The sequence below is a fragment of the uncultured Neptuniibacter sp. genome, from assembly GCF_947498015.1.
GTDB lineage: Bacteria > Pseudomonadota > Gammaproteobacteria > Pseudomonadales > Balneatricaceae > Neptuniibacter.
Genome location: NZ_CANMIR010000004.1, coordinates 170678 through 197392 on the forward strand (window position 1 = coordinate 170678; position 26715 = coordinate 197392).

At 43.8% G+C, this 26715-nt stretch carries 24 protein-coding genes; 12 read left to right on the forward strand and 12 right to left on the reverse strand.

Annotated features, from left to right (window positions below):
• Window positions 1-7 precede the first annotated feature (7 nt).
• The 3 genes from Q0882_RS06815 to Q0882_RS06825 all read left to right on the forward strand — a co-directional run bounded on the left by Q0882_RS06815 (window position 8) and on the right by Q0882_RS06825 (window position 5224).
• Window positions 8-3193, forward strand: a complete 3186-nt coding sequence (locus Q0882_RS06815) for a CusA/CzcA family heavy metal efflux RND transporter (protein WP_299179314.1) — start codon at window positions 8-10, stop codon at window positions 3191-3193.
• Window positions 3194-3254: 61 nt separating this feature from the next.
• Window positions 3255-3923 carry a response regulator transcription factor gene (locus Q0882_RS06820; protein ID WP_299179315.1) on the forward strand — a complete coding sequence of 223 codons (669 nt, stop codon included), beginning with the start codon at window positions 3255-3257 and terminating at the stop codon, window positions 3921-3923.
• A complete protein-coding gene (locus Q0882_RS06825; protein WP_299179316.1) occupies window positions 3920-5224 on the forward strand; it encodes a sensor histidine kinase in 1305 nt (434 codons plus the stop codon). Before Q0882_RS06820 ends, Q0882_RS06825 begins: the two co-directional genes overlap by 4 nt.
• Window positions 5225-5386: 162 nt before the next feature.
• Here Q0882_RS06825 and Q0882_RS06830 read toward each other — a convergent pair whose 3' ends face one another.
• Entirely contained in the window at window positions 5387-6001 is a 615-nt protein-coding gene (locus Q0882_RS06830) for a cation transporter (RefSeq protein WP_299179317.1), read from the reverse strand.
• An 82-nt stretch (window positions 6002-6083) separates the two neighbouring features.
• Between Q0882_RS06830 and Q0882_RS06835 the strand changes: the two genes are divergently transcribed.
• Window positions 6084-6518, forward strand: coding sequence for a helix-turn-helix domain-containing protein (locus Q0882_RS06835; RefSeq protein WP_299179318.1), 435 nt, complete (start codon window positions 6084-6086; stop codon window positions 6516-6518).
• Window positions 6519-6718: 200 nt separating this feature from the next.
• On the opposite strand, the gene Q0882_RS06840 is transcribed toward Q0882_RS06835, so the two are convergent.
• The 6 genes from Q0882_RS06840 to Q0882_RS06865 form a co-directional block, all read right to left on the reverse strand.
• On the reverse strand, window positions 6719-7684 hold the full coding sequence (locus Q0882_RS06840; RefSeq protein WP_299179319.1) for an IS5 family transposase: 966 nt from the start codon (window positions 7682-7684) through the stop codon (window positions 6719-6721).
• Window positions 7685-7891: 207 nt separating this feature from the next.
• Window positions 7892-8599 carry a copper resistance protein B gene (locus tag Q0882_RS06845; protein ID WP_299179320.1) on the reverse strand — a complete coding sequence of 236 codons (708 nt, stop codon included), beginning with the start codon at window positions 8597-8599 and terminating at the stop codon, window positions 7892-7894.
• Between the two features lie 13 nt (window positions 8600-8612).
• The gene (locus tag Q0882_RS06850) at window positions 8613-10496 is read right to left on the reverse strand and encodes a copper resistance system multicopper oxidase (RefSeq protein ID WP_299179321.1); all 1884 of its coding nucleotides are present in this window, start codon (window positions 10494-10496) and stop codon (window positions 8613-8615) included.
• Between the two features lie 10 nt (window positions 10497-10506).
• Entirely contained in the window at window positions 10507-11013 is a 507-nt protein-coding gene (locus Q0882_RS06855) for a cupredoxin family protein (protein WP_299179323.1), read from the reverse strand.
• A 96-nt stretch (window positions 11014-11109) separates the two neighbouring features.
• Complete coding sequence (locus Q0882_RS06860) at window positions 11110-11454, reverse strand: hypothetical protein (RefSeq protein ID WP_299179324.1); 345 nt, start codon at window positions 11452-11454, stop codon at window positions 11110-11112.
• Between the two features lie 28 nt (window positions 11455-11482).
• Window positions 11483-11794, reverse strand: coding sequence for a hypothetical protein (locus Q0882_RS06865; RefSeq protein WP_299179325.1), 312 nt, complete (start codon window positions 11792-11794; stop codon window positions 11483-11485).
• Window positions 11795-11934: 140 nt separating this feature from the next.
• On the opposite strand from Q0882_RS06865, the gene Q0882_RS06870 reads away from it, so the two are divergent.
• The 5 genes from Q0882_RS06870 (at window position 11935) to Q0882_RS06890 (ending at window position 13914) form a co-directional block, all read left to right on the forward strand.
• Window positions 11935-12267, forward strand: coding sequence for a hypothetical protein (locus Q0882_RS06870; RefSeq protein WP_299179326.1), 333 nt, complete (start codon window positions 11935-11937; stop codon window positions 12265-12267).
• Window positions 12268-12357: 90 nt separating this feature from the next.
• Entirely contained in the window at window positions 12358-12768 is a 411-nt protein-coding gene (gene cueR, locus Q0882_RS06875) for a Cu(I)-responsive transcriptional regulator (RefSeq protein ID WP_299179327.1), read from the forward strand.
• Entirely contained in the window at window positions 12768-13259 is a 492-nt protein-coding gene (locus Q0882_RS06880; RefSeq protein ID WP_299179328.1) for a DUF411 domain-containing protein, read from the forward strand. Before cueR ends, Q0882_RS06880 begins: the two co-directional genes overlap by 1 nt.
• Window positions 13260-13273: 14 nt before the next feature.
• Window positions 13274-13492, forward strand: a complete 219-nt coding sequence (locus Q0882_RS06885; RefSeq protein ID WP_299179329.1) for an SHOCT domain-containing protein — start codon at window positions 13274-13276, stop codon at window positions 13490-13492.
• On the forward strand, window positions 13489-13914 hold the full coding sequence (locus tag Q0882_RS06890) for a cytochrome c (RefSeq protein ID WP_299179330.1): 426 nt from the start codon (window positions 13489-13491) through the stop codon (window positions 13912-13914). The genes Q0882_RS06885 and Q0882_RS06890 overlap by 4 nt, the downstream gene beginning before the upstream one ends.
• 192 nt (window positions 13915-14106) lie before the next feature.
• Here Q0882_RS06890 and Q0882_RS06895 read toward each other — a convergent pair whose 3' ends face one another.
• From Q0882_RS06895 to Q0882_RS06915, 5 genes are all read right to left on the reverse strand, one after another.
• Complete coding sequence (locus Q0882_RS06895) at window positions 14107-15612, reverse strand: TnsD family Tn7-like transposition protein (protein WP_299179331.1); 1506 nt, start codon at window positions 15610-15612, stop codon at window positions 14107-14109.
• Between the two features lie 9 nt (window positions 15613-15621).
• Window positions 15622-16614, reverse strand: a complete 993-nt coding sequence (locus Q0882_RS06900) for a hypothetical protein (RefSeq protein ID WP_299179332.1) — start codon at window positions 16612-16614, stop codon at window positions 15622-15624.
• Window positions 16611-18041, reverse strand: coding sequence for an AAA family ATPase (locus Q0882_RS06905; protein ID WP_299179333.1), 1431 nt, complete (start codon window positions 18039-18041; stop codon window positions 16611-16613). The genes Q0882_RS06900 and Q0882_RS06905 overlap by 4 nt, the downstream gene beginning before the upstream one ends.
• Window positions 18042-18061: 20 nt before the next feature.
• A complete protein-coding gene (locus Q0882_RS06910) occupies window positions 18062-20266 on the reverse strand; it encodes a hypothetical protein (protein WP_299179334.1) in 2205 nt (734 codons plus the stop codon).
• A gap of 189 nt (window positions 20267-20455) precedes the next feature.
• On the reverse strand, window positions 20456-21379 hold the full coding sequence (locus Q0882_RS06915; protein WP_299179335.1) for a hypothetical protein: 924 nt from the start codon (window positions 21377-21379) through the stop codon (window positions 20456-20458).
• Between the two features lie 502 nt (window positions 21380-21881).
• On the opposite strand from Q0882_RS06915, the gene Q0882_RS06920 reads away from it, so the two are divergent.
• The 3 genes from Q0882_RS06920 to dsr1 all read left to right on the forward strand — a co-directional run bounded on the left by Q0882_RS06920 (window position 21882) and on the right by dsr1 (window position 26617).
• Entirely contained in the window at window positions 21882-22310 is a 429-nt protein-coding gene (locus Q0882_RS06920; protein ID WP_299179336.1) for a recombinase family protein, read from the forward strand.
• Window positions 22225-22569: a recombinase family protein gene (locus Q0882_RS16745; RefSeq protein ID WP_366915917.1), complete on the forward strand. Its 345-nt coding sequence runs from the start codon at window positions 22225-22227 to the stop codon at window positions 22567-22569. The genes Q0882_RS06920 and Q0882_RS16745 overlap by 86 nt, the downstream gene beginning before the upstream one ends.
• Before the next feature lie 229 nt (window positions 22570-22798).
• On the forward strand, window positions 22799-26617 hold the full coding sequence (gene dsr1 / locus Q0882_RS06925; RefSeq protein WP_299179337.1) for an anti-phage defense-associated sirtuin Dsr1: 3819 nt from the start codon (window positions 22799-22801) through the stop codon (window positions 26615-26617).
• The last annotated feature ends 98 nt before the right edge of the window (window positions 26618-26715 follow it).

Sequence of the window (26715 nt, forward strand, 5' to 3'; positions counted from 1 at the left end):
TTTCGAGATGTTAAACAGACTAATAACCTGGTCAGTTACCAACCGACTTCTGGTGGTAATAGCCGTGTTCACTGCGTTAATTGGCAGCGTATTTTTAATCCCCAGGCTTAATCTTGATGCCTTTCCTGATGTAACTAATATCCAAGTTGCAGTAAATGCTGAAGCTCCAGGGCTAGCCGCTGAAGAGGTCGAACAGCTCATAACCTTCCCAATTGAGTCGGTTATGTATGCGATGCCTGATGTTGAAGAGGTACGTTCTATCTCTAAAACGGGCCTTGCTGGAATTACGGTTGTGTTTAAGGAAGGCACTGATATTTACTTTGCCCGCCAACAGGTATTTGAACAGCTTCAAGTGGCTAAAGAGATGATCCCAGCCGGAGTCGGCATCCCAGAGATGGGACCAAACACTTCAGGTCTAGGGCAGATCTACCAGTATCTGTTAAAAGCAGAACCTGGCAGTGAATATGATGTGATGCAACTGCGTAGCCTCAACGACTGGGTAGTAAAACTGTTATTGATGCCGGTTGATGGCGTTACCGATGTGCTCTCGTTTGGCGGTGAAGTTCGCCAGTATCAGGTCAATCTGGATGCCGAACGCTTACTCGCCTACAAGATCAACAGCGATGACTTAATCACAGCGATTGAAGCAAACAACCGTAATGCCGGCGGCTGGTACTTAGACCGTGGCGGTGAACAGTTGGTTGTACGTGGGGTTGGTTGGTTGCGTAGCGACCGTCAGGGCTTGCAAGATATTGCTGCAATTCCTCTACAAGAGGTCGATGGTGCTCTGGTCCGTGTGGGGGATGTTGCCACGGTTGAGTTTGGCAGTGAGATCCGCCAAGGGGCTGTAACTATGTCACGTAAAAATAGTGACGGTGACATAGAAAATCTTGGTGAAGTGGTATCTGGAATTGTCCTTAAACGTATGGGTAGCAATACCAATACAACTATCCAAGCGATTGAAGAAAGGATCGATCTGATCAATCGAGCTCTGCCAGATGGCGTTACTTTTGAAGTTTACTATGATCAATCTGATCTGGTACAAAAAGCGATCAGCACGGTGGTAACGGCTCTAGTTCAGGCATTTATCTTTATCGTGATTATACTGGCGTTATTTCTATTAAACCTGCGCGCAACCTCGTTGGTACTTCTCTCTATTCCACTGTCGGTTGGTTTAGCGCTTGCGTTTATGTCATTTAATGGGATGTCCGCGAATCTGATGTCTTTAGGCGGGCTCGCTATCGCCATCGGCATGATGGTTGATGGTGCCGTGGTAATGATGGAAAACATCTTTAAACACTTAAGCCACCCAGACCATCGCCACGAAGGCCATACAGCTCCAGGTGCTGAAGACCCATTCGCAGCAAGTAAAGATGACCACGGTATTTCGATACGGATTATCATGGCGGCGAAAGAGGTTGCTCGCCCAGTCTTCTTCGCTGTGATGATTATTATTGTCGTGTTTGCACCTCTGTTCAGTTTACAAGGGGTGGAAGGCAAGTTGTTCCAGCCCATGGCGATCACAATAATTATCGCCATGCTGGCAGCCCTGCTCGTGGCATTGATTGTTGTTCCTGCACTGGCTAGTCTGCTGTTCCGTAAGGGTATTCGAGAAAAAGAAAGCCCATTGCTAAAGCCAATTGACCGGGCTTACCGTAAACTCCTAAACAGCGTACTAAAACAACGAAAATGGTTGCTCTCTGCTGCAGGTTTGGCTGTGGTTGGTACCCTGTTATTACTTCCGCGTTTAGGTACTGAGTTTGTACCAGAGCTGGAAGAAGGCACCATCAACTTGCGTGTTACTTTAGCGCCTTCAGCCAACCTGCAAACAGCTCTCTCGGTAGCACCTAAGTTAGAGCAGGAGATTTTGGCATTCCCCGAAGTGACTTATGCCTTGAGCCGGATTGGCCGAGCAGAAGTAGGCGGAGACCCCGAGCCAGTATCTAATATCGAGATCTATATTGGTCTCAAACCAGTAAATGAATGGACTAGCGCCAGCAATCGCCGTGAATTACAGGAATTAATGCAAGAACGCCTAGAAGTGCATCCCGGCTTGTTATTCACTTTCTCACAACCTATAGCGACCCGTGTAGATGAATTGCTTTCCGGTGTTAAAGCTCAGTTGGCGATTAAACTGTTTGGCAGCGAGCTGGATACCCTTGCGAATAAAGCCCGCGAGATCGAACGAGTGGTACAACAGATCCCCGGCACCACTGATGTAGCAATGGAACAAGTAGAAGGTGAAGCCCAGTTAGTAATCCGCCCTAACCGTGAACAACTGTTTCGTTATGGTTTGGCTGTAGCTGATGTGATTCAACTGGTGGAAACAGGTATCGGCGGTCAAAGCGCGGGTCAAGTCATCAACGGTAACGAACGTTATGATATCTATGTTCGTCTGAAGAAAGATCAACGTAAATCTGCTGCAGATTTAAGGCAGTTGCGCCTACAAGCCAGCAATGGCGCTATCGTTCGCTTGGGTGATATAGCGACAGTGGCGATTGAAGAAGGTCCGCCGCAAATCCGCAGGGATGATGTCCAACGCCGCGTGGTGATTCAAGCTAATGTCCAAGACCGTGATATGGGCAGCGTGGTAGCCGATATCTATGCCGCGATTGAACAAGATGTCGATCTCCCAGCAGGCTATACCGTAGATATTGGTGGCCAATTCGAAAACCAGCAGCGCGCACAGGCACGTTTGATGATAGTTGTGCCCTTATCCATTGTTTTGATTGGTTTGCTGCTGTATTTCTCGTTTGGCTCCTTAGGGCAGGCTGCTTTGGTATTACTCAATCTGCCATTGGCGCTGATTGGGGGTGTCGCTGCGTTGTTTATTTCCGGTCAGTATCTTTCCGTACCTAGCTCGGTTGGATTTATAACCCTGTTTGGTGTGGCCGTACTTAATGGTGTTGTCATGGTGGAAAGTATCAATCTGAGAATACAGGATGGTCAGCGTATGGCTGAAGCAGTGTATGAAGGTGCTTGTTCCCGATTGCGTCCGGTCTTAATGACGGCGCTGACATCAGCTTTAGGCCTTATTCCTATTCTTCTGTCGACTGATATAGGTTCGGAAATCCAAAAGCCTTTAGCCACAGTTGTAGTCGGTGGATTAATTTCATCAACCTTGCTCACGATGCTGGTGATACCATCACTCTATGACGTATTCTCAAAATATAAGTACCAGACTGAGGAGTAAAACTCAGGTGGAGACTGCAAGCCTGTTGCAGTCTCCTACAGGTAGGTAGTAGGAGATCAACATGCGTCTTTTGCTGATTGAAGATGATCTTAATTTAGCGCACCAACTACAACATAACTTAGAGGCTTCTGGCTATATAGTTGATGTCAGCGGTACGCTGAGTGACGCCCGCTATATGACGAATGAAATCAGCTACGACATTATCGTTATGGATTTAGGATTGCCTGATGGTAGTGGCTTGTCTCTGCTTACAGAGTGGAGGCAGAGTCATAAGCATACGCCGGTATTAGTGCTGACTGCTCGGGATAATTGGGAAGAGAAGGTTATCACTTTTCAAGCGGGGGCTGATGATTACGTCTGTAAGCCTTTCCGTCAGGAAGAACTATTGGTGCGTTTAGAAGCTCTACTTCGTCGAAGTAAACCACACCAATGCCCGAACCTTTCAGCCGGTGGCATTGGCTTAGATGAAAGTACCCAAGATGCAATCATTCTGGAAAGCGGCGAGCGTATCTCTCTGACGTCTACCGAATATCGTCTGTTACAACATTTTTTACGCAATCCGGGGCGGCTCTATAGCAAACAGCAACTGCTCGATACTCTCTATCAATTTGATGCCGAACGGGAAAGTAATATTGTCGAAAGCTATATCCGTCGTTTACGCACTAAATTGGGGAAAAAGGTAATAGAAAATCGACGATTTCAAGGTTATCGCTACAAAGGCTTATTATGATTTCGATTGAGAAGATTCTGCTTAAGCGCTTTATCCTTATTGCATTAGCCTTGATTGCGGCGTTGACCTTTTTCCACTCATGGTGGGCTGACAGCCTTTACCTGAAGATGCAAAAACAGCAGCTGCAACATGAAGGATCGGCGCTGGCGCAACATTTACAACATACCACGCCCGAACAGCGTACCTCGTTAACGCTTAACCTGCCGCAGCACAGTAGCCATATTTATGTTATCCGTAGCCAAACAAGTAGTTGGAGTTCAGCGCCAGAACTTGTCAGCGAGTATCCTTTAGACGGCTGGTTTAACGCGTCCGGGTTCCATGAGTTTCAGGATAACAACGACCGTAGTTTCTTAATCCTAAGCCAAACCTTTTCTGATTCTATGCAGTTCATAGTTATTCAGGAAACTACAGCGGCGCTGGCTGAACTCGATAAAAGTCATAGCTATATGCTATTCGCCATTATTTTAGCCTTAGCAATTGTTCTAATACTGCAGCGAAAAGTTATCCGCGAAACCTTCTCCAAATTAGACCCGATTAAAAGTCAGATCGATGCACTACAACGGGGTGAAAAACCCACGCTACCCAACAGTGACATCAGTGAGATATCCCCTTTAGTCAGCGCTATAAACCAACTACTAGGGTATCTGCATAGCCGAAACGAGCGCAGTAAAAATGCTGTCGGAAATATATCTCATGCCATGAAAACACCGATTGCAGTAATCACACAAATTGCCGAAACCAAGGATAACGGCCTTACTCCTAAGATTCGAGAGCAACTGATCGAGCAGGCTGAACAACTCAATCTGATAATCTCAAGTGAATTAAAGAGAGCCCGCATCTCTGGTAGAGGGCATCAGTCCGAGAGCTTTTCTATTGTTACCGCGGTTGAAAGCCTAGCGGCGACAATTCAATTAATCTACCCCGATAAACTGCTGAAATTTGATATCAACATCGACCCGCAATCTCATTTTCCAGGTGAACAATCCGATTTTAATGAGTTAATGGGCAACCTCATGGACAACGCAGCAAAATGGTGTGACGGAGTGATCAGTGTGGATATAAACGGCGGATTAGACCAGTTTGAGGTAGTAGTGAACGATGACGGGCCCGGGTGCTCAAAAAGCCAAGTTGAACGCTTAACTAAGCGAGGTATACGATTGGATGAACAGGCCAAAGGGCATGGCCTTGGGCTTAATATAGTCCAAACTATTGTTGAGCAATATCAAGGGCATATTTTATTTACTAACAGAGAACCCAAGGGATTCTCTGTTAGTGTGCAATTACCTTTGAGCGTAATCTAATCGCTCTGTGGTTAGAAGATGTCAAGGCCCAGCTCAGCGCCGAATGAGCAGGTAATATCAGGAAAGGCAGTCTCGTTGTATAGAGCCAGACTTCAGCCTAGAATTTAATGACCTTCTAGTTTTTCTGATGAATCTAACAGCCTGATATTCAGATACTTTCACCTATTCCTGACGAAGTTCAGCGATGGCTTGACGCAAGATTAACGATGCTGAATGCAGAAAAAGTAACGCCATCGCAAAAGCGACAATCAAATCGGGCCAAGGGCTCTGGGTAGCAAAAACCGCACCTGCAGCCAGTAATGCAGCCAGATTGCCGATAGCATCATTTCTGCTACAGAGCCAAACCGAACGCACGTTGCTGTCCCCATTTCGATACTTTAATAACAACAGTGCACTGATAAGATTGGCAGTGAATGCCAACATAGCCACCGATCCCATGATCATTTCATTTGGAATCTCTAAGACGAGGGTACGGTAGAGAGTAGATCCCAATACCCATAGTCCCATAAGCGCGAGAGTTATGCCTTTAAATAACGCTGCTGAGGCCCTCCAACGGAGAGAGTGTCCAATCGCTAACAGGGTAATGGTGTAGGTCAAGCTGTCCCCTAGAAAATCTAGAGCATCAGCTCTAAGAGCCATTGATTGTGATGCGATACTGGCTCCGGTTTCAACCACAAACATAACTACATTGATCGCTATCACGATCCATAGGATTCGTTTGTACTCGGCAGAAACACCATCAAATTGAACATTGCTATTACAACCACAACCAGCCATACCAGCCCCTTAATCTGAATTGATCTTCATTCTAGTATAAGCTTAATACCTAAAGTAACTTTAGGTTCAAGGACTAATTTACGTGAGTAAAAAATATTCGATTGGAGAGGTTGCCATCGCAGGCAATTGTCAGGTACAGACCATTCGATACTACGAACAGATAGGTCTTATACCTGCTCCAGAGCGGACGGTTGGAAATCAGCGTATCTATCGCCAGGCGCATTGTGACAGACTTGCTTTTATCCGCCATAGCCGGGAGCTTGGTTTTTCGTTGGAGCAGATTCGAGAGATACTGACACTGAATGACAGCCCAAACCATTCCTGTGGTGATGTAGATGCTATCGCCCGAAGTCATTTGGCGGATGTTGAATCAAAGATTAAACGATTACAGGGAATGAAAAAGGAGTTGAAACGCATGATAGAGCAATGTGCTGGGGGGACAGTGGCTGATTGCCGAATCATTGAAGTGCTTTCAAACCATAATCTATGTCTTCAGGCGAAACATGTTGCTAAATAGCGATGCTGATAATAATTCTAATATGATGTCTATTATTATCTATAAAGAAGAAGTAATTAGATCAGTTTAAGGAACCTGCGATTAAGTCCCACTTTTTAGCTCACTCTCCCAAGAAAGCTGTATTTGCGGCGTAATCGCACGATTGCAGGTCATTTCTTACTGCCTGCATGCCGATTTCTCAGCATGTAGGCGGATTTATCCTACGCCCGTAGCATCTGATCCACGCGAGCAATGTTTGCCAGAGCAAACAGTATGGCTAACTTACTGTCGTTCTTCATCAGCCCACGATAGCGAGCCTTGGTAAAACCAAACTGGCACTTGATGACCCGGAACGGATGTTCAACCTTAGCCCGGATACTGGCTTTAAGGTACTCGGTTTTTAATAGAACTTTATTGATGCGTGGATGTTTCTTCAGCTCTTTGACCTTGCTGGGTATTTCAGCAACATGCCAGTCCGCTTTTACATCTTCGAGCTCTTTACGGTTCTCAGCGCCACGATAACCACTGTCGGCGAAGATAAACTCTTCTTTGCCATGAAGAAGGTGTTCGGCCTGGTTGAGGTCATGCTCATTAGCGGCGGTAGTTGTGAAACTATGCGTCAGACCGGTTCTGGCATCAACGCCGATATGGGCTTTCATTCCGAAGTGCCATTGATTGCTTTTCTTGGTTTGGTGCATTTCAGGGTCACGTTCACCAGTTTTGTTCTTGGTAGAACTTGGTGCTTCGATGATCGTTGCGTCCAGCAAAGTACCTTCTTTGACTAGCACGCCGGCATCACTTAACCAGGTATTAACCTCTTCAAATATTTTGCGAGCTAAACCATGCCGTTCCAGTAGATGACGGAAGTTCATGATTGTGGTGTGATCGGGTATAGCTCCATCCAAGGAGAGACCAGCAAATAAACGCATGGAGGCGATTTCATAAAGCGCATCCTCCATGGCCGGATCGCTCATGCTATACCACTGCTGCATGCAGTGGATACGCAGCATGGTTGATAACGGATAAGGCCTACGACCGTTACCGGCCTTTGGGTAGTAAGGGGCAATCACTGATTCCAACCGCTGCCAAGGAATCAGTTTTTCCATGCGACCTAGAAATTTCTCTTTACGGGTTTGGCGGCGCTTGTTGTTGAATTCGCTGTCAGCGAAGGAGAGTTGGTGATCCATGGATAGCCCTCAGCACATCAGAGCATGGATTGTCTCATGCTGAGGGACTTAATCGCATGTTCCTTAGGGGTTTAAGCTTGTTTCTGATATGTGAAGTTATTTCAGAATAATGTTTATGGCTTCGGTTATATAATTATTTCTGATGGTGATGGATATAAAAAAGAAGCCTTGTAGGCTTCTTTTTGTTCGGAACAAAGGTTTTATTGATTAAAACCAAGCCCTAATTCCAATTACAAATTTAGCATCACTGGTGTCTTCACCTTCCTCTCGTGCATAATCGGCGGTTTTACCGAATTTTTTCTCCCAATGAATGCCAATATAGGGGGCAAATTCCCGTTTCACTTCGTAACGAAGGCGAAGGCCTGCTTCAATGTTTGAGAGGCCGGAGCCAATCTCTCGCTCCTCATCATTTTTACCATGAATGTTCAGCTCAATTTCAGGCGATAGTACCCATTGCTGAGTAAGCATCATTTCATACTCGGATTCTAATCGCAGAGCAGTTTGGCCATCTTCACCAATAAACAGACTTGCATCAGTTTCAAAATAGTAGGGAGCTACACCTTGCAAGGCAATGACGGCCCAGTCCTGGGTCGGCTTGGGGTGGAAATCATGCCTTATGCCAAATTGAATGTCCCAATAGGGATCTATAGCTTTGCTATACAGCAATTGTAACTCGGCTTTCTCTGTTTCCCCGTCTGCTCGTTCACCTTCGGTTTTAAAAACAAATTTATCAAGATCGTATCCGGCCCAGCCCTGTACTTCCCAAGCAAATGGTTTGCCTGAGCTGGCATCCCTTTTTTCTAACTGATCAATTGTGATCATGGTTAAAAATGGGTCATCTTTGCCTCCGGCCTCTGCCTGGAACGGAAGGGCGAACATGGCTAAAACTAGTGTTTTCTTAACAGTATTATTCATCTCACTCTCCCTCTTAACTAACGTGTACTTCGCGGAACATGCCAAGCATGTGATAGATCAAGTGGCAGTGGTATGCCCATTTACCTTTAGCATCTGCAGTTACTCGGTAACTGATTTTAGCTCCTGGTTGTACAACGACAGTGTGTTTACGGGGGATGTACCGGTCATCACCTGTTTCGAGGTCACTCCACATGCCATGTAGATGCATAGGATGGTTCATCATGGTGTCGTTAACAAAATTGATGCGTACTCGTTCTCCGTATTTCAGCTGAATAGGATCAGCATCACTGTACTTAACTCCATTGATTGACCACATGTAACGACTCATGTTACCTGTAAGGTGCAGATCAATTTCACGAGTTGGGTCACGCGGATCAGGTGTTGGGTTGAGGTTTTTCAGGTCTGCGTAAGTCAAAACGCGTCGTCCGTTGTTTCTTAAACCTACCCCAGGGTCATCTAATCGGTATTGCGGATTATCGGCCCGCATATCCACATGAGGACCATACTCGGTGTCTGCATGCTTAATTCCCTGGCTACTATTGGAATGCATGGAGTGGTCCATGTTCCCAGAATTTGCCATGTTATGCTGCGAGTGATCCATTTGCCCCGAGCTGTTCATGTTGTGCTGGGAGTGGTCCATTTTTCCAGAGTTATGCATATTGTGCTGCGAGTGATCCATTTGCCCTGAGCTATTCATGTTGTGTTGGGAGTGGTCCATCTGGGAAGAGTTACCCATGTTGTGCATGCTGTGGTCCATGCCCATACCCATATCGGTGTGGGTTAGTAGTGGTACTGGATCAAGAGCAGGAACTTCACCAGTTAAAGCGTAATCTGGTGTGAGCGTACCTCTGGCATAGCCTGATCGATCAATGGCTTGTGCAAATACTGTGTAAGCCATGTCATGCTCAGGTTCTACAATCACATCATAGGTTTCAGCGACACCAATTCTGAATTCGTCAACAGAAACGGGTTGAACATATTGACCATCCGCTGCAACAACTGTCATCTTCAGACCGGGGATGCGAACGTCAAAGAATGTCATTGCTGCACTGTTAATGAAGCGCAGTAATACTTTTTCACCTTTTTTAAATAATCCCTTCCAACCCTCTGCAGGTGTAATACCGTTCATCAGAAAGCTATAGGTATAGCCGGTCACATCCGAGATATCTGTTTGGCTCATGCGCATGACATTCCACATCTCACGCTCCTGAAATGTCGCTTCAACACCTTTTTCCTTAATATCGCGCCAAGTATCATTGAGTGTTCGCTCGTTGAAGTTGTAATAGTGACTCATCTTCTTGAGCTTGGCATAGACGTCATTTGGATCTTCATCAGTCCAATCCGATAGCATAACGACATAATCGCGATCATAGGTATACGGTGGTGGTTCTTTGGGTTCAATTACGATGGCTCCATAAAGACCCGTTTGTTCCTGAAACCCTGAATGGCTGTGATACCAGTAGGTGCCAGACTGCGTGACTTTAAACTGGTAGTTATAGGATTCGCCGGGTTTGATTCCAGCAAAGGATAAGCCGGGTACACCATCCATTTCCGGAGGGAGAATCAATCCATGCCAATGAATTGAACTGTCTTCAGCTAAAGTATTGGTAACACGTAGCGTTACAGTTTCACCCTCTTTGAAGCGCAGCACAGGGGCGGGTAAGGAACCGTTAACGGTTGTAGCAAAACGTGGAGCACCTGTGAAATTAACCGCTTGCTTACCTATTGTGAGCTCAAAGTTATTGCCCCTCAGTTCAGGGGTGCCGGTTTGTGAGGCAGCGGCAAATAAAGATTGGGATTTAAAGCCGAATCCCGCCAAAACTCCACCCATTGCTAAGCCGGTAACAAAGCGGCGTCTGCTGGAGTTTATATGTTTTGGTAGTGATTGTTTTTTCATAGGGTTCCCCTTATTGACTCTTACCGACGTTTATTTTTGTAATCATTCCTGCCTCGTAATGCCCGGGTAAGGTGCATGCGGCTAAGAAGTCACCAACGGAAGTAAATTTCCATATCAGAGTTTTTGTCTCGCCTGGTTTTAAAGATAGTGTGTTGTTGTCGGAATGCTTCATATCAGGCATATCCCTCATTTCTTGGCGGTGCATCTCGATCTGTTCACGTGTGCCAAGAACAAATTCGTGGGGAAGTTGCCCGGTATTTGTTACGACAAACTCAATGGTTTGCCCTGCCTTAAGCTCGATGCTGCTCAGGCTGAAATTCATTTGATCGCTGGCGTTAATCGATAGGGTTTTGGTGATTTCAGAGTATTTGCCAGGTTGCCCAATACTCATGTGATGCTTATTCATCATCTCGTTGTGGTGTTGCATTCCATGGGCATTGTGCTCTTTTCCCCCTGCGATAACTTCCGGGGTAATAAAAACTATTGATAGTAGTGTTGTGGTAATTAACTTTTTCATGTGAACCTCTACTTAAAAAGGAACTGGTCGGCCGCGTATAAAAATTGTGACAGTAGCGGAGGGTGAAACCCGACCAGTTCAGTACTCCATTTCAGCTTACGCCGAGTTAACTTGTTGATTTGGAGTGAAGGGAAAGCGAGGGGGTTTCTTTTCACGTAGATAGAGATGGAACTGATAGAGGTCATCAATATCATCCTGGGGTGAAGCAGCGATAAATTCCGCTGAAACACTCTGTGGTGGAGAGATTGCTGAAATTGAAGGGGGACAGTGGCCAAAATCGGAATTGGGTAGATTGCTTTCAGATATCCCGAGGCACTCAGCAGCTGTGGCATGGTGAGAGGGTGCCGTATCTGGATGATTATTAGCGAAAGATAGACTATTCCAGGAAACTAGAGCAGCTATCAAAATATAATGCCAGTTTTTAGGAATGAGATATTTCATTTTTCTCGCCGTTGCTTCCGTTTCAGTACTATTTCGGTGGTTTGTTACAGCAATGGGGTTTGTGGTTGAAATTGTCCCTGACATTTACATCAGAATATTGGTACCAACTACGTTTCCATTTGCTAAGTAGGTCGGATTTCAATTCAAAATGGTTGTTAGTGATTACCTGTTCAATCCCTTTCCACTGAATTTGTGCTGCATCGTATGAAACCTCTAACCAATCTTCAGCTATGAGTAACCCGATTACTCCATCAAGGTTGGATAACTCTTTTGTCAGTTTCTCACTGTCTCCTACACGTGAGAATTTAATGCTTCGAGTCTCTTCTGTAGCTTCGGACATGGTTGTATTTCCCTTACGATTTAGTTCAGCTTAAGCCTTCCAGTTAGAGTAAGGTCAAGAAAAGCGGTAAAAAATAAAAAACTATTTTTAGACTCTATTGTCACAGTGGGTAGTGTGGAGCTATATTAAAAGGCATGAACATGAAACGGTTTTTCACCATCTTTGCACTTTTAATGACGTTGTTTGGAACAACTCAGATGAGTGTGGCTGCAGCTTTGCCAATGGAGCATATGTCTTCTGATATGCACTCTATGGTAGAGATGGGAGGTGATATGCATTCAGCCGTTGATTGTGCTGATCAGCCAGGGTGCGAGTTACAGAGTTCATGTGGAGGACATCTTTGTTCTGCCATTTCCAGTGTTACATCATTGGACATAGCTTATCCACCCTTTACCAAGCCTATTTATAAGGCGACTTTGATGTCGCTGTATCTCACCCAGAAAGATAGACCCCCTCAAGTCCTGATGAGCTAATCATCAGGAGCGTAATGCTTCCTGCTTATCCAAAGTAATACCCATCAGCTCTAGGCGTGGGTGCATTTAACTTATGCAGGGAATATCAGAATGAATATCTCACAAGCAGCAAAGTTTACTGGCCTGACCAGTAAGACAATCCGTTTTTACGAAGAAAAGGGGATCATCCCTAAGGCTCGCCGGTCCGATAACGGTTATCGCTTTTACACAGAGGACCAGTTAGAAACACTGGGATTTATAAAGCGGGCCAGAGGGCTGGGCTTCTCCCTTGATGAATGCAAGCAGCTTTTGGATCTTCAGCATGATCCTGACCGTGCATCCGCTGAGGTGAAAGAGAAAGTGCAGCATAACCTAGAGCGTGTACAGAGTCAGATTAAGCACCTCGAAGATATCAAGCTAGCTTTGATTAAAATGTCAAAATCATGTCCGGGTAATGCGGATCATGATTGCCCAATTTTAGAAGAATTGTGTACTGAGGGTCACGGAGAGGTTTTACAGTAATGAATGAAGTAACTGCAAGCATTAAAAAAATTGCCGTTGTGCTTTTCTTAGCTATTTCCCTACCTGCTTATGCTGGCGATCCCTACTGGTTGGAAGGGCGAGACGATACTAAATATGAAATTGATGTATACCGCAGCGAAAGCTGTGGTTGTTGCAAAACCTGGATAACGCACCTGAAGGAACATAATTTTGTTGTCAGGGACCATGTGCTTTCTGATGTGACCCCATTGAAAGAGCAACTGGGAGTGCCAAAACAGGGGTATTCATGTCATACGGCTAAGATCAACGGCAAGGTTATCGAAGGGCATGTACCTGCACAGGATATTAAAAAGGTTCTATCTAATGCAGATATAAAGCTTCTAACGGTACCCGGGATGGTATCAGGAAGTCCAGGCATGGATATGCCGGGGGCTCCAAAACATGATTTCAAAGTTTACTCCGTCGATTCTAAGGGCGAGGTAGGAGTGTTCTCAGAATACGCTAACTATTAAGTGGGAGGCTAATCATGTGGCATGCAGATGGAATGTTTTCATCAGGATGGCATGGGTTCGGGATGATAATTTGGTTATTGATTATCGCTGTGGTGATTGTGTTAATCGTAAAAGCCTTGTCCGGAAGGGATGAGGCTTCATCAACAGCCATTGATATTCTTGATGAGCGTTATGCCAAAGGTGAAATTTCTGAAGAAGAGTATTTGAAGATGAAGGCAGAATTAGATAGATGATTATACGAACAGGAATTGTTCTGGCTCTGGTGACTGGGCTTTCAGGCTGTTTTGAATCTGAACCTAAGGTTGAAGGCCGCTGGTATACCCAATCTCAAGTAGATCTTGGTGAGACTGTATTTCAGAATAATTGTGCAACCTGTCATGGTGCAGGAGCACAGGGAACTAAAGAATGGAGAAAGCCTCTGCCTAATGGGAAATACCCACCACCACCCCTGAATGGTTCGGCTCATGCGTGGCATCACCCGTTGAAAGGTCTGAAAACTTCTGTGCAAGAAGGTGGAGCTAAATTTGGTGGAACAATGCCTGGGTTTGGTGATGTACTCAGCGACAAAGAGCAGGACGCAGCTATTGCCTATTTCCAGAATAAGTGGACCCCAGAAATTTATCAGATGTGGTTGGATCGAGGAGGGCTTCAATAAGTTGAGGAGATATAAAATTTATCATCCCACTTGCTGATTGGGATATCAGCTACTGGCACTTAACAGAAGTGGCAGGTTGCACTGAATTACTCGGTTTAAGGTATCTTAAACTGAGTAATTTCATCCCTCGACTTTCCCGTATCTGCGGACACTCAGTTGGTTAATGCCATTTGCTCCTCATAGGCTACATGGCTATATTTCCCTAGTTTTTTTCCTTCTTGATTTGAGATGCATGGCGGTTGGCGGCCTTTTAGCTCTTGGGATCTCAGGAGGAAGGTTTCCATATAGCCACTTTTTATCATGCTTAAAAAGCCAAGTGTAAGAACTAGGAATTGCTTTCTTAATCTCATTTCTGCAATAAGTTGGATTGGCAGCCAATGTGTTAGTTAGAGTAGATCTGTGCTTTCGAACTGAGTTAAAGAATCGTATTTTATGTCTAAGAGGGATAAGCTCAGGGTGAGATCTAAGAATCAGCTCAATAGCCCCAATTGATACTCGAAATTTTTTCGCTAAAGATCGAGTTGAAGCTCCGATCATCAGCTTTCTTATAATTGCCCTTCGTTCGACTTCATAAATTTTTTTCGGTCGAATAGCTATGTCGATGTCCTTGCTTTCAGCTAAACATCTAACTGTGGTTACAGACAGGCCTGATTCCTCTGCAGCAGAGGTAAGGCTTTTTCCTTTTCTAAGAGCATTGTGAGCTACTCGTTTCTTATCTCTTAGAGGATCGATAGCCATTGTTAGAGTATATTCACGTTGCGATTCTAATTGCGGCTGTTGGCTAAAGGCTCCTATAAAGTTTGACCATGACCCCGAAAGAAAACCTATTAGAAGTAGATGTTTCATTGGATGGTGGTGCGCACTTTCGGAATGAAATAGACACTCAGGAAATCTGCTTTCTTTACCAAGTGGATTAAGCCGTTCAAAAGACTGCCTACTAAACAAGCCCCCCCAATATTTTGACAGCGCTTTCTTTAAAGCTTGTTCTCTAATGCGTCCAGCTTCTGTCAGTAGGTTCTTTTTTTCCAGCAGATAAAGGTAAGTTTGGTATAGCTGTTTATGTTCTAGAGCGTGGGAACTAGCAAAGCAATCTGTGGCGAGAACCGCATAGAGATACTCAGCTGAATTCAAAGAAACTGGCACTGAGTGGTATATCTCTTTAGGTGATATAAGTTTATTCCTGCATTTATTCGTTTCGATGAGCCTTACAGCATGCTTTGGGCAACAAGAAATCCCCGGTAACTGATGGATACAGTGCCAATATGGGATGCCATATTCTTCTTTATCTTCTTCCATACATGATGGGCAAGATTTGAAGTTCGGATCTGAAATATCCAACCTATTAGCTAGTAGTGATAGTTCAGCTATAGCCTTTGAACTTTGACCTTGCTCTAGAGTACCTAATAATTGTTGGTATTCGCTGGATGATAAAAAAGGCTCAAAAAATGGAATGATGCTATGAGATCGAACAAATTCAATAAACGACAAACCACACGCTTTACTCAGCTCTGGCATGATTGATAAGAAATCAGACGAGACTTGCATAGAGTGCCTGCCAAATAGCAAATCAAGCGTTGAACATATTGAGAACATTCCTGACCGCTCATAGAAGCGATTGACCAGCGAGTAGGCGGTTTCGTCTGGTAGAGGTGATGGGAAAAAGGTTAATCGTGAGTTACTTGCATTACTTTTTCCCATGATAATCTCCTACTGGATAAGGTAGCTATCCAGAGTTCTGTTCTTTGATAGAATAATCCAACTAATGATCAGCCAGCTCAGTGGGTGGACGAAACTGGATGTGTCGTAAAGTAGTTTCAGATCAAGTGGAGAAATGTTGTCTCCAGCTTTAAATGAACCGCGCTCTTCCGTTTGGAAAAACCAGTTAATGACATCTAACGGAAGCTCGTCCCTAATCATTTTCCTTGCGATGCTTGTACGCTTAATACCTGCAGCAGTTTTCGTTTTTGGGTCTATACCAAGTGCTTCAAAAAGATCTTTCCTCAATAGCTGAACATCTAACTCAGACCCTGATTGCAGTTGCCTTGAAATCTCAGTTACCCAGTCAATGATGGGATGATTGGGAGTACTCTCATAGTTATCAAACGGGGTATGGCAGACAGGGCACCGATTCTCAGGAAACAGCCGTACTGATTTTTCTCTTATATCTGTCACTTGTGAACCACAGGAATTACATGCGCCTCGGAGTTGTGATTCAGGGTGATGTTGGCAATGCGATATTCCTGGTAACTGATGCTCTACATGCCAATAGCTGAAGCCATATGTGTCATAGTCTTGCTGAGCACATTCGAGGCACCATCTCCATTGTTTTGTCTGCCTATAACGGACCAGCTTTAACGGATGGAGGTTTTGTTTGTGGTTATAAATAGTGGACCAGTTTTCTCTACTTGGGATCTCCCTATGATCTCCTGGGATAAAAGAGCGGAAGTAATGCCATAAGCTATGGTTTCTCAATATTACATCTTGAGTGGTTCCATGGTATTGAGAACAAACAGACGCGTATAAAGGGCGGAGTACATGCCCGCTACAGAATTCAGAACCATCTGATTTAGGATCATTCAAGAAATCTCGCCAATGATTAACAGTACCTAGTTTGATTCCTCTACAAACGGCACTTAGGAGATGTTCATTAGGCATAAGTACAGGCATGAAACTTATGCGTTGTGCTTTTGTAGCCATCATCGTCCCCCCGTATGGGATGATAGAAGAGTAGCGTCTGTGGCGTTGTTCTCGTTATTTATATCAGATTCAGGTGATTCATCTTCTGGTTCACCCGCCTGATTATTTTCATCCCAATCTTCAAGACACCAAGCGATGCTCCCATCTTTATTTCTAAAGGCTTTCTGTTCATATGAATCTAAGTCTCCAATCCTCAGGGCTGCCAGAGAATCTTCCATGTACTGGAATTGACTTTCAAATACACTTTTTAGAAGGTCTGTATCAAATGCTGAGCGTCCGCTTTGGACTGCGTAAAAAAGGTGTAAACGAGCCAATCTAGTCATCACTGCAGGTAAGCCAGCTGAATGATAGTGGAACTTTTGGATAAACTCCGGTTGGTTTATGAGAGTATCAGTTTCACCCCACACCTCGGGTAGGAATAAAGCTTCAATGAATCGAGCGAATTCTTTGGATTTTGGTTTAAGTAGTCCTAGCTTAAAATGTTGCTCACTGAGAATTCTTCTTTTGGTCTGTTCATTCATATTTATAACTGGAAGCCCTTTGTCTGTTGTTGATATGACCATAGGGATGCCTAGCTTATTGAACATGGCCTCAAGTGTTTGGAGATTAGGTGCATCTTTTGTTTCGCTGTAATTGAGGAAAAATTGCATCTCGTCGAGGTGAACTAGGCCTATATAGTGATTAGCTGCAATTGCTTGGACAGCAGAAATAAATTGATCTACTGATAGGTTTTTAGTTCTGGGGAAATATTCAGGGTAGTAGCGTTCTATGCCTAATGCTTCATCTACAGACTTCATGAAATTAAGGCAAAGGGCTTTAGTACTAGGGGTGGTTGGTGCATCAAAGCTTACCCAGACAATTTGATCTTGTTGAAAAGACTCGTGTTCTTTGTAGCCTGAATGAGTGATTACTTGCGGGATTAACCCCAGTACTGCGCGAATGATACTGGTTTTTCCTGAGCCAGAGGGGCCTGAGACGATAGAACCTGGAGCAGTTGTCATTCCCGGAGGGATGATTTTGTGCATTAGAGCAGGTTTTTCTTTGGTGCCTGCTTTAGTGTTAGCTTTAACGTTTCCCGAGTTATCCTCTTCATCATGAATTAGAAGATCACGTTCAGATAGCTCATGGAGGAATTTTGTCATTGTTTTTGAGAATGGATTTCTGAAACGATATCCATCCAGAATAAACTCCATGAATTTGTCATACAGAAGAGGGGTGATCTGTGGGGCTACAAATACTTCTGAAAGTCTACGGATATTCATGTTCTGGTAGAACCGAGGTTGTGTATGAAAATCCTCAACAAACTCTGGGGTGTAGTTGATTAAAGCCCTGACCTTATCTGAGCATAAAATGACTTGAATGGCTTCTGTTAGTGGGTTTCCATTAAGCTCTGGATCTGGGTGTTCTTGGTAGATTGGTTTGACTCGCATATTAAGCTCCTGAAATTTTTTTAGTAATTGGCGGCAAGTTCTTCGTCTATGTCGGAAAAGGATGTTGGCTCTGGAGATGGGGACTTATTTGTTCCGTAATCCTCCCGGATTAACTGCACAATTTTGCTATGATTGAAGGCTGCCATGACCTCTTTAGATTCCTTAACATCACTTGGAATGCCTTTACGGTAGGGGTGATCTAGGATTTGAGCTGAATTAATTCTACGGGCCTGCGCTTCTTCGAATCTTAATTGCGCATCTTCTCGCATTGCTGCTTGCTCTAGTTCGTAGAGTTCATCTGCGAATTCTTCCATCTTATCCATCACCGCTTCTCGCAGCTGATTCTGAGCCCAATGATCTGCGTCTTTCAGTTTTAGCTCGACGATGTTCCCGTCGTCATCTCGGTGCCAGATATAGCTTGTCGTTGCATTAGTTATTCGAACTGGGATTTTGTAGCTCTCATCAAATTTGGCTTTACCATAAACTCCCTTCTCGTAGCCCTCAGGGTAGTCATATTCAAGTCCAGCATGCTTAACGCAATCACCTGTAACGGTTGCTTCCTCTTCACGCATAAAAGCAAAACGTAGCTTGGCCTTATCTTTAATGATGCGCCCACCACCCATTTCTCTCTCCATGCCCATGTTGAAAATTGCTTGAGGAGTGATCCCCGAGCAATTTTTAGCCATAGTGAAGTTCAGCCTCTTTAACCTGTTTGCATGATTGTTGTGCTTGATAATACGTTTACCTAGAGCTATCACGAGTGAGCGATAGTCCCAAACAGCGTCATTTGCTGGATGGGGTAGGTCTCTTAGCTGTTGTTTATGAACATACCCTGGTTGGAAGTGGGTAAAGTCTTCGTTTAAAAAACCAAAGCCTCGCTCGACGACTGATTTAGCATCACCTCTGAAGATAGGTGCGTAATCAATCATGTCGATTCCTAATTCATCTAGGAGCATCGATTTAATATTGAATTCGGATATGACTTCGGATCCATTGTCACCAAAGACCTTCCGTGGGGTATGGTGACAGGGCCATTTATCTTCAGCTAATGTCCAACCAATCGATTTTGCCCACTCTGACTTATTGATACATGCGTGATAGAGGGCTTCAGAAGCGCCGACCCAATCCGGGCCATGAAATCCGAGATAGTAGCCAACGATGCAGGTGCTCCATACATCTACAACTAAATAGAGAACGGGTCTGCCGCAAGTTTTGATTTTGGGGTTATAGGGATAGCGGACATACAGATCCAGAATGGTAGCATCGATTGCATAACAGTAGCCGGGACCGATGATTCCATCCCGAGCAAGGCCTGTTTTAACTGCTTTGTCTTTTTTGAAATTCAGTTCGCCAACCTGGAGCTTTAATTTATCTTCATCCTTAAGTAGATAATTTAAATGTTCCCTGAACATCCCAAATGAAATGCGATCTTCTTCATCATGAAGCCAGTTATAGAAGTCTTCTCCGTTTGGCGTAGTCCGAATAATGACGTGGCATTCATAGCGCAATTGATACTCTTCAAATAGCCGTTTGTAACTAAATTTTCTAAATTGCTCACGGTTTGAAATTTGGAGTTTTTTAAGTAAATCAAGTATGTTCAGTTTGTCCTGAGCGGTCATAGGTCGCGCTTTTGAACGCACAGGTACTTTTTGTCCATGCCTATTTACCCGAGTTTTTCGGCCCCTCTTTGATTGGCCTTCTTCTGGTTTGTCATAAACAGTACGATTTCCACATTTTTTATAGGAGATGGGAAGGAGGGCGTTAGTGGCACCACCAAACGTCAAAAAACGGTTGAGTAACCGCCGCATTTGGCCAGCGTTTACAGATTTTTTTTTAGAGATCTTAAGTATTTTTTTAGAGATGCTTTCGCCAAAGATGTACTTAAGCCAAAGTTTTTTATTTTCTACAATTGGTTTGATAATTCGATAGTTTTTATCTCGAATGTCGAGCCATTTGTGAAATCCGCCATATTCCAACCATTTATCAGGCTTCAACATCATGGCTGGTAGAGAAAGGCAACCGTTCTGAATTAACGTACCTGCATTCAATTCAGATTCGATCTGATCAAAAGTTTTTACGATGGATTTTTTATATTGATACTTTTTCTGAAACCAGTCGCCGCGTTTCACTAGAGCAAGTTTCCGTCTCTCATGACATACTTCAAGTACGAAGTATTCTTCGCCACTACTTGCTCTCAATAAAAGATCGAACTTACCAAGATTCATGTAGATTCCTCTTGGTTTAACTTCAACGCAATTTCATTAAATGAGACCATTAATGGTTTGGGGTACTGATTATTTAGACCTTCAGGTCGTTTAAGCTTGAGCTCCATAACGCTATGAGGGGCGGGGGCAGTAATAAGAAGCTCCGCAACGTGATTATTTGTTGTAGAAATATCTTTATGCAATTTCATCTCAGAGCATCTCAATAGTTGACGAAAGGGTGATTCGTTTTGAAACATCCAGTGGTAGGTAGTGATGTGTGCCACAGAAACGAAACAAGTTAAGGCATTCAGAAAAAGAGATTCTGAGTCTTTGAGCGGTTAGTTCTAGTAAGTCGTCAAGAATATGGACGGGGTGCTTCCTAAAGACCCTAAGGAAGATAGTGATGAATCTGATGAGTTGTTCTTCTGTGTAGTCTTTTGGCTGGAATTCTTTCAACCAGTTGATGCTATATTCAGTTGATTTAGATAGTTCTCGATCAGTTAGAATTTCGAATTCCTGGCCAAGATGCTTTGTGTGATATTCCTCAGCAATATCAATTTTTTGCCATTCGCGTGTTATTGGCTTTTCTTCACCGTTCTCATCGACCTTGTAGAGTCCATCGTAGTAACGAACAAACACAGCAATTTCTTTTCGCTCCTTTGTTTGTCTATCTGTGCCTTCCATAACAATGTCCGTAGACATAGTTTTAGCAGCGTGCTCTGTCCAATCTCGAGGATGAATTACGTGAAGCGAGTTTGCGATGTCTATTGTTTTCTTGAGTGGAAGAAGAGGGACCTGAGTTTTAAAAGTGGCATCCTTATACACAAAGCGCAGGTAGGTCATTGCCCTAAGTTCAAGGTCACTTGCGTATACATTTAGAATGTTGGTGTCTGGCTCAGCGTGAAGATGCCGCCTTCCAACCTTCCATGTATTTCTCAACGTTACGAATGAACCATGATGGCCTTTGCTTTCTGTTTTTCTCTCCCAAGTTGCGATCTTTTTCTGTTCTGTTTCTGTGACAATCGCTTGGTAAAGCTTATTACGTTGGCCTTCCTCAGGGAGTGATGGTCTCTCACGATTACGCTGGTGGAAGATGGGTTTGTTATAAGCCTGTAGATGTTGGATTGTGGTCATGGTGAGCCTAATCAAAATGTTAGCTCATAAGAGCCTAATCTAAGAATATTGATTACGCAAAAATAAAATCCTTATAAAACAATAATTTACGTTATAATAATTATAATGAACGATGTGATAGGAAAAAGTAAATAAGGGCCTAAGAAATCAAAAAATCTCTTGTTTTTCATATATCTAAAAGTTATATCTATTATAATTAAAAGCATTATAATAATTATAACGTTTGTTTTTTGTACAATTTTCGCTTCAAAATATGCCAAAAATCTTTTTTATATCAATGTGATATATGGTTATTCCTTTTTCTATTTTCTTGGCTGCCAGGAGGCTGGAGGCTACGTAGTTAGAGGCTTTGACGTATTTTGATAGACATTTATCGGGCATGTGATCTTTACCTTGGCCGTTACTAGATTATTTCCCAAAAAGTCTGTTTTTTCGGTACTGGTGTTGTATCGTTTTGTGAAATGTTCGTTTAACGGTTTGATACACGCTCCGGAGGCGAGATATGAGAAACGACAAACTGATTGCGTATTACAGGGTTTCCACGTTCAGGCAGGGTAAGAGTGGTCTGGGTCTTGAAGCTCAGCGTCATGACGTTGAAGCGTACGCTGCAATGACCGGTCAGATTGTTAGCGCTGAATACACCGAAGTTGAGTCGGGCGGTAATAGTAAGCGTCCTGAGCTGCAGTTAGCTATTAAGCGTTGCCAGTTGATCCGTGGAACATTAGTAATCGCTAAGTTGGATCGTCTGTCTCGATCTGTTGGTTTTATTGCACAGCTTCAAGATTCCGGAGTGCCATTCACAGCTTGTGATATGCCAGAGGCGAATGAAACAATTGATGTCTGTGATGGCGCAGGCAGAGCGAAAAGCAATCTCAGTTCGTACCAAGGCTGCGCTACAGGCAGCAAAGGCAAAAGGAGTGAAGCTGGGTAATCCTCGTTTGGCAGAGGCTAGAGAAGCCCGGCAGGGGGATGTTACAGCTAAGGCACGTGCAGCACGATCAGATAGAGCAAACAAACATGCCTTATTAGTTCTGGGTGAAATTCAAAGAGCCAAGGCTGAAGGGAATTCTACCCTGGGTGACCTCGCTGACTGGTTGAATGAGCAGGAGATCACCACAGCAAGGGGCTGTAAATGGACTAGAACTGCAGTTAGTAGGGTTTTAAAACGTCTTCAGGATCTTAATTCCTAGAGAAGTTATAAAGGCGTTTGTTGGTCATTCCATAGGTGATGATGTACAGGAAATATATGAAGGGGAATATGCCCTTCCTACTCTGCATGTGCATTTTACCAAGTTAAACTACCCTTAACTTGATTTTACAGAGATATCTTGGGTTGATTTTAGAAAAGACTCAATGAGTGGCGTGGTCAAAGAGCAGTTAAGCTTTTGGCATAGGAACCCAGTAATCAAAGGATAGATAATGCAATTTATTGCCAATGGACCTGAAATACCCGAAGAGCTTTTACAAGCGCATGAGGATGGACAAGTTATTTTTTTCTGTGGGGCCGGTATTTCATACCCTGCAGGATTGCCAGGCTTTGGTGGGCTTGTAAAGAAAATCTATGAGGAAATTGGCGATCAGCCCACAAGGGTTGAACAGGAAGCCATAGCCCAAGAGAAATATGATGCAGCTCTAGATTTACTTGAGAGGCGGGTTCCGGGACAACGAATCTCTGTACGTGAAGCCTTATCGAAGGTATTGAAGCCTAAATGGAGACGTAAAGGAGCCACTGAAACACATGAGGCGCTTCTTCAGCTTGCGAGAAATAACGATGGCACAATTCGGCTGGTAACCACCAACTTTGACCGGATTTTTGAACGCGCGGCAAAAAAGCTAAAACGGTCATTTTCTTCATTAACCGCACCGACATTACCAGTACCCAAAAAAAGTCGTTGGGATGGGCTTGTTTATCTTCATGGTCAGTTGCCGGAAAAGGAAAACCCTAGTGCATTAAACCGATTAGTGCTGACTAGTGGGGATTTTGGCCTTGCATACCTAACCGAAAGGTGGGCATCTCGCTTTGTTAGTGAGCTGTTCCAGAACTATGTTGTGTGTTTTGTTGGGTATAGCATTAATGATCCAGTAATGCGGTACATGATGGATGCTTTAGCAGCCGATCGTATGTTAGGCGAAGTTACGCCTCCAGCTTATGCTTTTGGCAGTTATTATGCAGGTGAAGAGCCGGACGCCATTATTGATTGGGAAGGTAAAGGAGTTGTTCCCATCTTATATGAAGTGCCAACTGGCACACATGACCATTCAGCTCTTCATAACACTTTAAAAGCTTGGGCTGAAACTCATCGTGATGGTGTGCTGGGTAAGGAAAGCATAGTAACCGAGTATGCCTTATCGAAACCTGCGGCAAGTACTAAGAAAGATGACTATGTTGGTAGGATGCTTTGGGCTTTATCGGATGAATCGGGCCTTCCGGCTAAAGCTTTTGCTGATCATAATCCGGTTCCATCTCTAGATTGGCTAGATGCCTTCGAGGATAACAGGTTTGGTCATCATGATTTAATACGTTTTGGGGTTCAGCCTGACGTCAATTTTGATAAAAAATTGAGTTTCAGTATTGCTAGACGCCCTGCGCCATATTCTAAATCTGCGCGGATGTCTTTATGGCGTGAAGGGTTTGGTTGCAGTGATTGGGATAAAGTGATGCACCAAATCGCTCGGTGGTTGGTGCGTCACTTAAATAACCCTGATTTGATTCTCTGGATATCTAAGGCTGGTGGAAGGCTTAATAGTAATTTGGAGCGGCTAGTTGAAAGTCATCTGTCAGATATCCAGAAATTAAAAGAACCTGATGGGAATTCTGAGCTAAAAGAGTTACTAGACCACTCTCCAGACGCTGTCCCATCTCCTCGCCAAGAAATACTTTGGGATATTCTGCTTACTGGAAGAATCAAATCCACATGGAGTTCGTTAAGTTTATATGAATGGAAAAGTAGGCTTTCTAGAAGAGGTTTAACCGGCCCATTAAGATCTGAACTCAGAGAATTACTATCCCCGAGAGTAAAGCTCAAAAAGCCAATACGCTGGGGTGAGCAAGAGGCTGACGGTGAAACTTCAAGGGTTAAAGATCTTTTAGATTGGGATTTGGTTCTTGCTTCTGATTATGTTGATTCAACCCTTCTGGATTGTAAAAAGAAATATTGGCTAGATGCTTTGCCGTTGTTGATTATGGATTTTCAGCAGTTGTTACATGAAGCGCTAGATTTACTTAAAGAGCTTGGAGAAGCAGACAGTGTTAGTGATCGCTCGTATTGGGATATGCCATCTATATCACCGCATAGTCAAAATCGGAGGTTCAGCGAATGGGTATCATTGATTGAGTTGCTTCGTGAGTCCTGGCTTAGCGTGTGTGAAAACGATGAAAAGAAAGCTGGCAGAGTTGCTCGTGAATGGTTTTACATTCCTTATCCTACTTTTAAGCGTTTAGCACTGTTTGCTGCTAGTCAGACATCTGATCTGGAACCTGAAGAATGGCTTGGTTGGTTATTAGATAATAATAGTGAATGGTTATGGTCTTTAGAAACCCAGAGAGAAACGATGAGGCTTATCGTTCTTCAAGGACAGAAGTTGCGAAAGCCGCAACAGGAATTGCTGGAGCATGCAATTTTAGCAGGCCCAAATAGGGAGCCTTATAGGGCTGATTTAACTGACGAAGAATGGGGGAAAATCGTTGATAGGTCGGTGTGGCTTCATGTAGCTAAACTAAATCAAAGTGGCGCTGTGTTAGGTGCGGAGGCGAGAAGGGAATTTGAACGGCTGTCTGTAGAAAACCCCCATTGGGTGCTATCCAATTATCAGAGAGAAGAATTCTCTCACTGGATGAGTGGTAGTGGGGATCCTGATTTTGAAGATCAGAGAGTGGTTGAGGAAGTACCTAACAGACTATCTGCATTAGTTGCTTGGCTGAAAAAACCAGTTAAGGAAAAGCAGTTCTTTTATGAGGACACGTGGAGGGTTCAATGTAGTTCCCGCTTCTTTCTTTGTTTGGCCGCACTAAGTTTAATTGCGAAAGATGATCAATGGCCTGAAAAACGCTGGAGAGAAGCACTGCAAGCATGGAGTGATGAAAATTCAAAACGTTCGTGGGAATATGCTTCAGGATTGATTAGCTTAATGCCGGATGAGCAGTTGAAAGGTCTGCTACATAGTTTTACATGGTGGTTGGAAAAAGCATCAAATAGCGTTGTAACGCATCAAGTGCGTTTTATCGATTTATGTCAAAGAGTATTGCATTTAGATATACCTTCTGACACCGGCATTCTTAAAAATGGAGAGCCAATCAATCAGCCTGTCTCTGAGGCAATTAACCATCCTGTAGGTCATGTAGTAAAAGCGTTGATCAATTATTGGTTTATAAGCCAGCCAGAAGATAATGAAGGGCTACCAACAGACCTTCGACCAATTCTTACAGAGGTCTGTGTTAATAGGTCTTCGCAATATCGTCATGGACGTGTGATCTTAGCTTCTCGGCTAATAACTCTATATCGAGTTGACAGGCAGTGGACAGAGACACATCTGTTACCACTTTTTGATTGGGATAATGTTTTCTCTGAAACAGCTGCTGTGTGGGAGGGCTTCTTGTGGTCACCTCGCATCTACCGCCCTCTTATTACTTCCTTCAAACGCCATCTGTTAAAAGCTGCTACACATTATGAAAAATTGGGGGAGCATCGATCCCAATATGCTGCGTTTCTCACTTATCTAGCTTTAGATCCTGGCGATCTTTTCACACTAGATGAGTTAAAAGGAGCGATACGTAGTTTACCTGAAGATGGACTTGAAGAGGTTGCACAAGCTTTGCTACAAGCTCTGCAAGGTGCAGGTAAAAGTAAAGAAGATTACTGGAATAATAGGGTTAGTCCATTCTGGCATAACCTATGGCCCAAAAGACTTGCATTAGCCACTGACGAGATTTCTACCAACCTGGCCAGATTATGCATCGCTGCGGATAGTGAGTTCCCGCAGGCGCTGTCTACAGTGATTAATTGGCTTCAACCGTTAGAGCATGCGAATTTTGTTGTCTATGCTCTTCATCAATCAAAGCTTTGCACGCAATATCCTAATGATGCTCTAAAGCTGCTTATTTCTATAATTAATACTGATACTTGGGTGCCTTCGGAATTGAAAGCTTGCCTTGAAGATATTGGAAGTTCAATGCCTAGCTTGAAAGAGGATCCATTATTTATTCGGTTAGAGCTTTATGTGCGCAATCGGACGTTGTAATTGGTTCAAGGCCTAACCTACGGATCATTCTTGACGTAATTTTCTCGTAGTTGATTAAGGAAAAACGGGCCGATTGGCCCGTTTTTAACTATTGATCA

What these genes read in the sequence shown, in the direction of transcription:
- Q0882_RS06815 (WP_299179314.1), top strand. Translation starts at nt 8, where the DNA reads ATGTTAAACAGACTAATAACCTGGTCAGTTACCAACCGACTTCTGGTG.
- Q0882_RS06820 (WP_299179315.1), top strand. Translation starts at nt 3,255, where the DNA reads ATGCGTCTTTTGCTGATTGAAGATGATCTTAATTTAGCGCACCAACTA.
- Q0882_RS06825 (WP_299179316.1), top strand. Translation starts at nt 3,920, where the DNA reads ATGATTTCGATTGAGAAGATTCTGCTTAAGCGCTTTATCCTTATTGCA.
- Q0882_RS06830 (WP_299179317.1), bottom strand. Translation starts at nt 6,001, where the DNA reads ATGGCTGGTTGTGGTTGTAATAGCAATGTTCAATTTGATGGTGTTTCT.
- Q0882_RS06840 (WP_299179319.1), bottom strand. Translation starts at nt 7,684, where the DNA reads ATGGATCACCAACTCTCCTTCGCTGACAGCGAATTCAACAACAAGCGC.
- Q0882_RS06845 (WP_299179320.1), bottom strand. Translation starts at nt 8,599, where the DNA reads ATGAATAATACTGTTAAGAAAACACTAGTTTTAGCCATGTTCGCCCTT.
- Q0882_RS06850 (WP_299179321.1), bottom strand. Translation starts at nt 10,496, where the DNA reads ATGAAAAAACAATCACTACCAAAACATATAAACTCCAGCAGACGCCGC.
- Q0882_RS06855 (WP_299179323.1), bottom strand. Translation starts at nt 11,013, where the DNA reads ATGAAAAAGTTAATTACCACAACACTACTATCAATAGTTTTTATTACC.
- Q0882_RS06860 (WP_299179324.1), bottom strand. Translation starts at nt 11,454, where the DNA reads ATGAAATATCTCATTCCTAAAAACTGGCATTATATTTTGATAGCTGCT.
- Q0882_RS06865 (WP_299179325.1), bottom strand. Translation starts at nt 11,794, where the DNA reads ATGTCCGAAGCTACAGAAGAGACTCGAAGCATTAAATTCTCACGTGTA.
- Q0882_RS06870 (WP_299179326.1), top strand. Translation starts at nt 11,935, where the DNA reads ATGAAACGGTTTTTCACCATCTTTGCACTTTTAATGACGTTGTTTGGA.
- cueR (WP_299179327.1), top strand. Translation starts at nt 12,358, where the DNA reads ATGAATATCTCACAAGCAGCAAAGTTTACTGGCCTGACCAGTAAGACA.
- Q0882_RS06880 (WP_299179328.1), top strand. Translation starts at nt 12,768, where the DNA reads ATGAATGAAGTAACTGCAAGCATTAAAAAAATTGCCGTTGTGCTTTTC.
- Q0882_RS06885 (WP_299179329.1), top strand. Translation starts at nt 13,274, where the DNA reads ATGTGGCATGCAGATGGAATGTTTTCATCAGGATGGCATGGGTTCGGG.
- Q0882_RS06890 (WP_299179330.1), top strand. Translation starts at nt 13,489, where the DNA reads ATGATTATACGAACAGGAATTGTTCTGGCTCTGGTGACTGGGCTTTCA.
- Q0882_RS06895 (WP_299179331.1), bottom strand. Translation starts at nt 15,612, where the DNA reads ATGGGAAAAAGTAATGCAAGTAACTCACGATTAACCTTTTTCCCATCA.
- Q0882_RS06900 (WP_299179332.1), bottom strand. Translation starts at nt 16,614, where the DNA reads ATGATGGCTACAAAAGCACAACGCATAAGTTTCATGCCTGTACTTATG.
- Q0882_RS06905 (WP_299179333.1), bottom strand. Translation starts at nt 18,041, where the DNA reads ATGCGAGTCAAACCAATCTACCAAGAACACCCAGATCCAGAGCTTAAT.
- Q0882_RS06910 (WP_299179334.1), bottom strand. Translation starts at nt 20,266, where the DNA reads ATGAATCTTGGTAAGTTCGATCTTTTATTGAGAGCAAGTAGTGGCGAA.
- Q0882_RS06915 (WP_299179335.1), bottom strand. Translation starts at nt 21,379, where the DNA reads ATGACCACAATCCAACATCTACAGGCTTATAACAAACCCATCTTCCAC.
- Q0882_RS06920 (WP_299179336.1), top strand. Translation starts at nt 21,882, where the DNA reads ATGAGAAACGACAAACTGATTGCGTATTACAGGGTTTCCACGTTCAGG.
- Q0882_RS16745 (WP_366915917.1), top strand. Translation starts at nt 22,225, where the DNA reads ATGGCGCAGGCAGAGCGAAAAGCAATCTCAGTTCGTACCAAGGCTGCG.
- dsr1 (WP_299179337.1), top strand. Translation starts at nt 22,799, where the DNA reads ATGCAATTTATTGCCAATGGACCTGAAATACCCGAAGAGCTTTTACAA.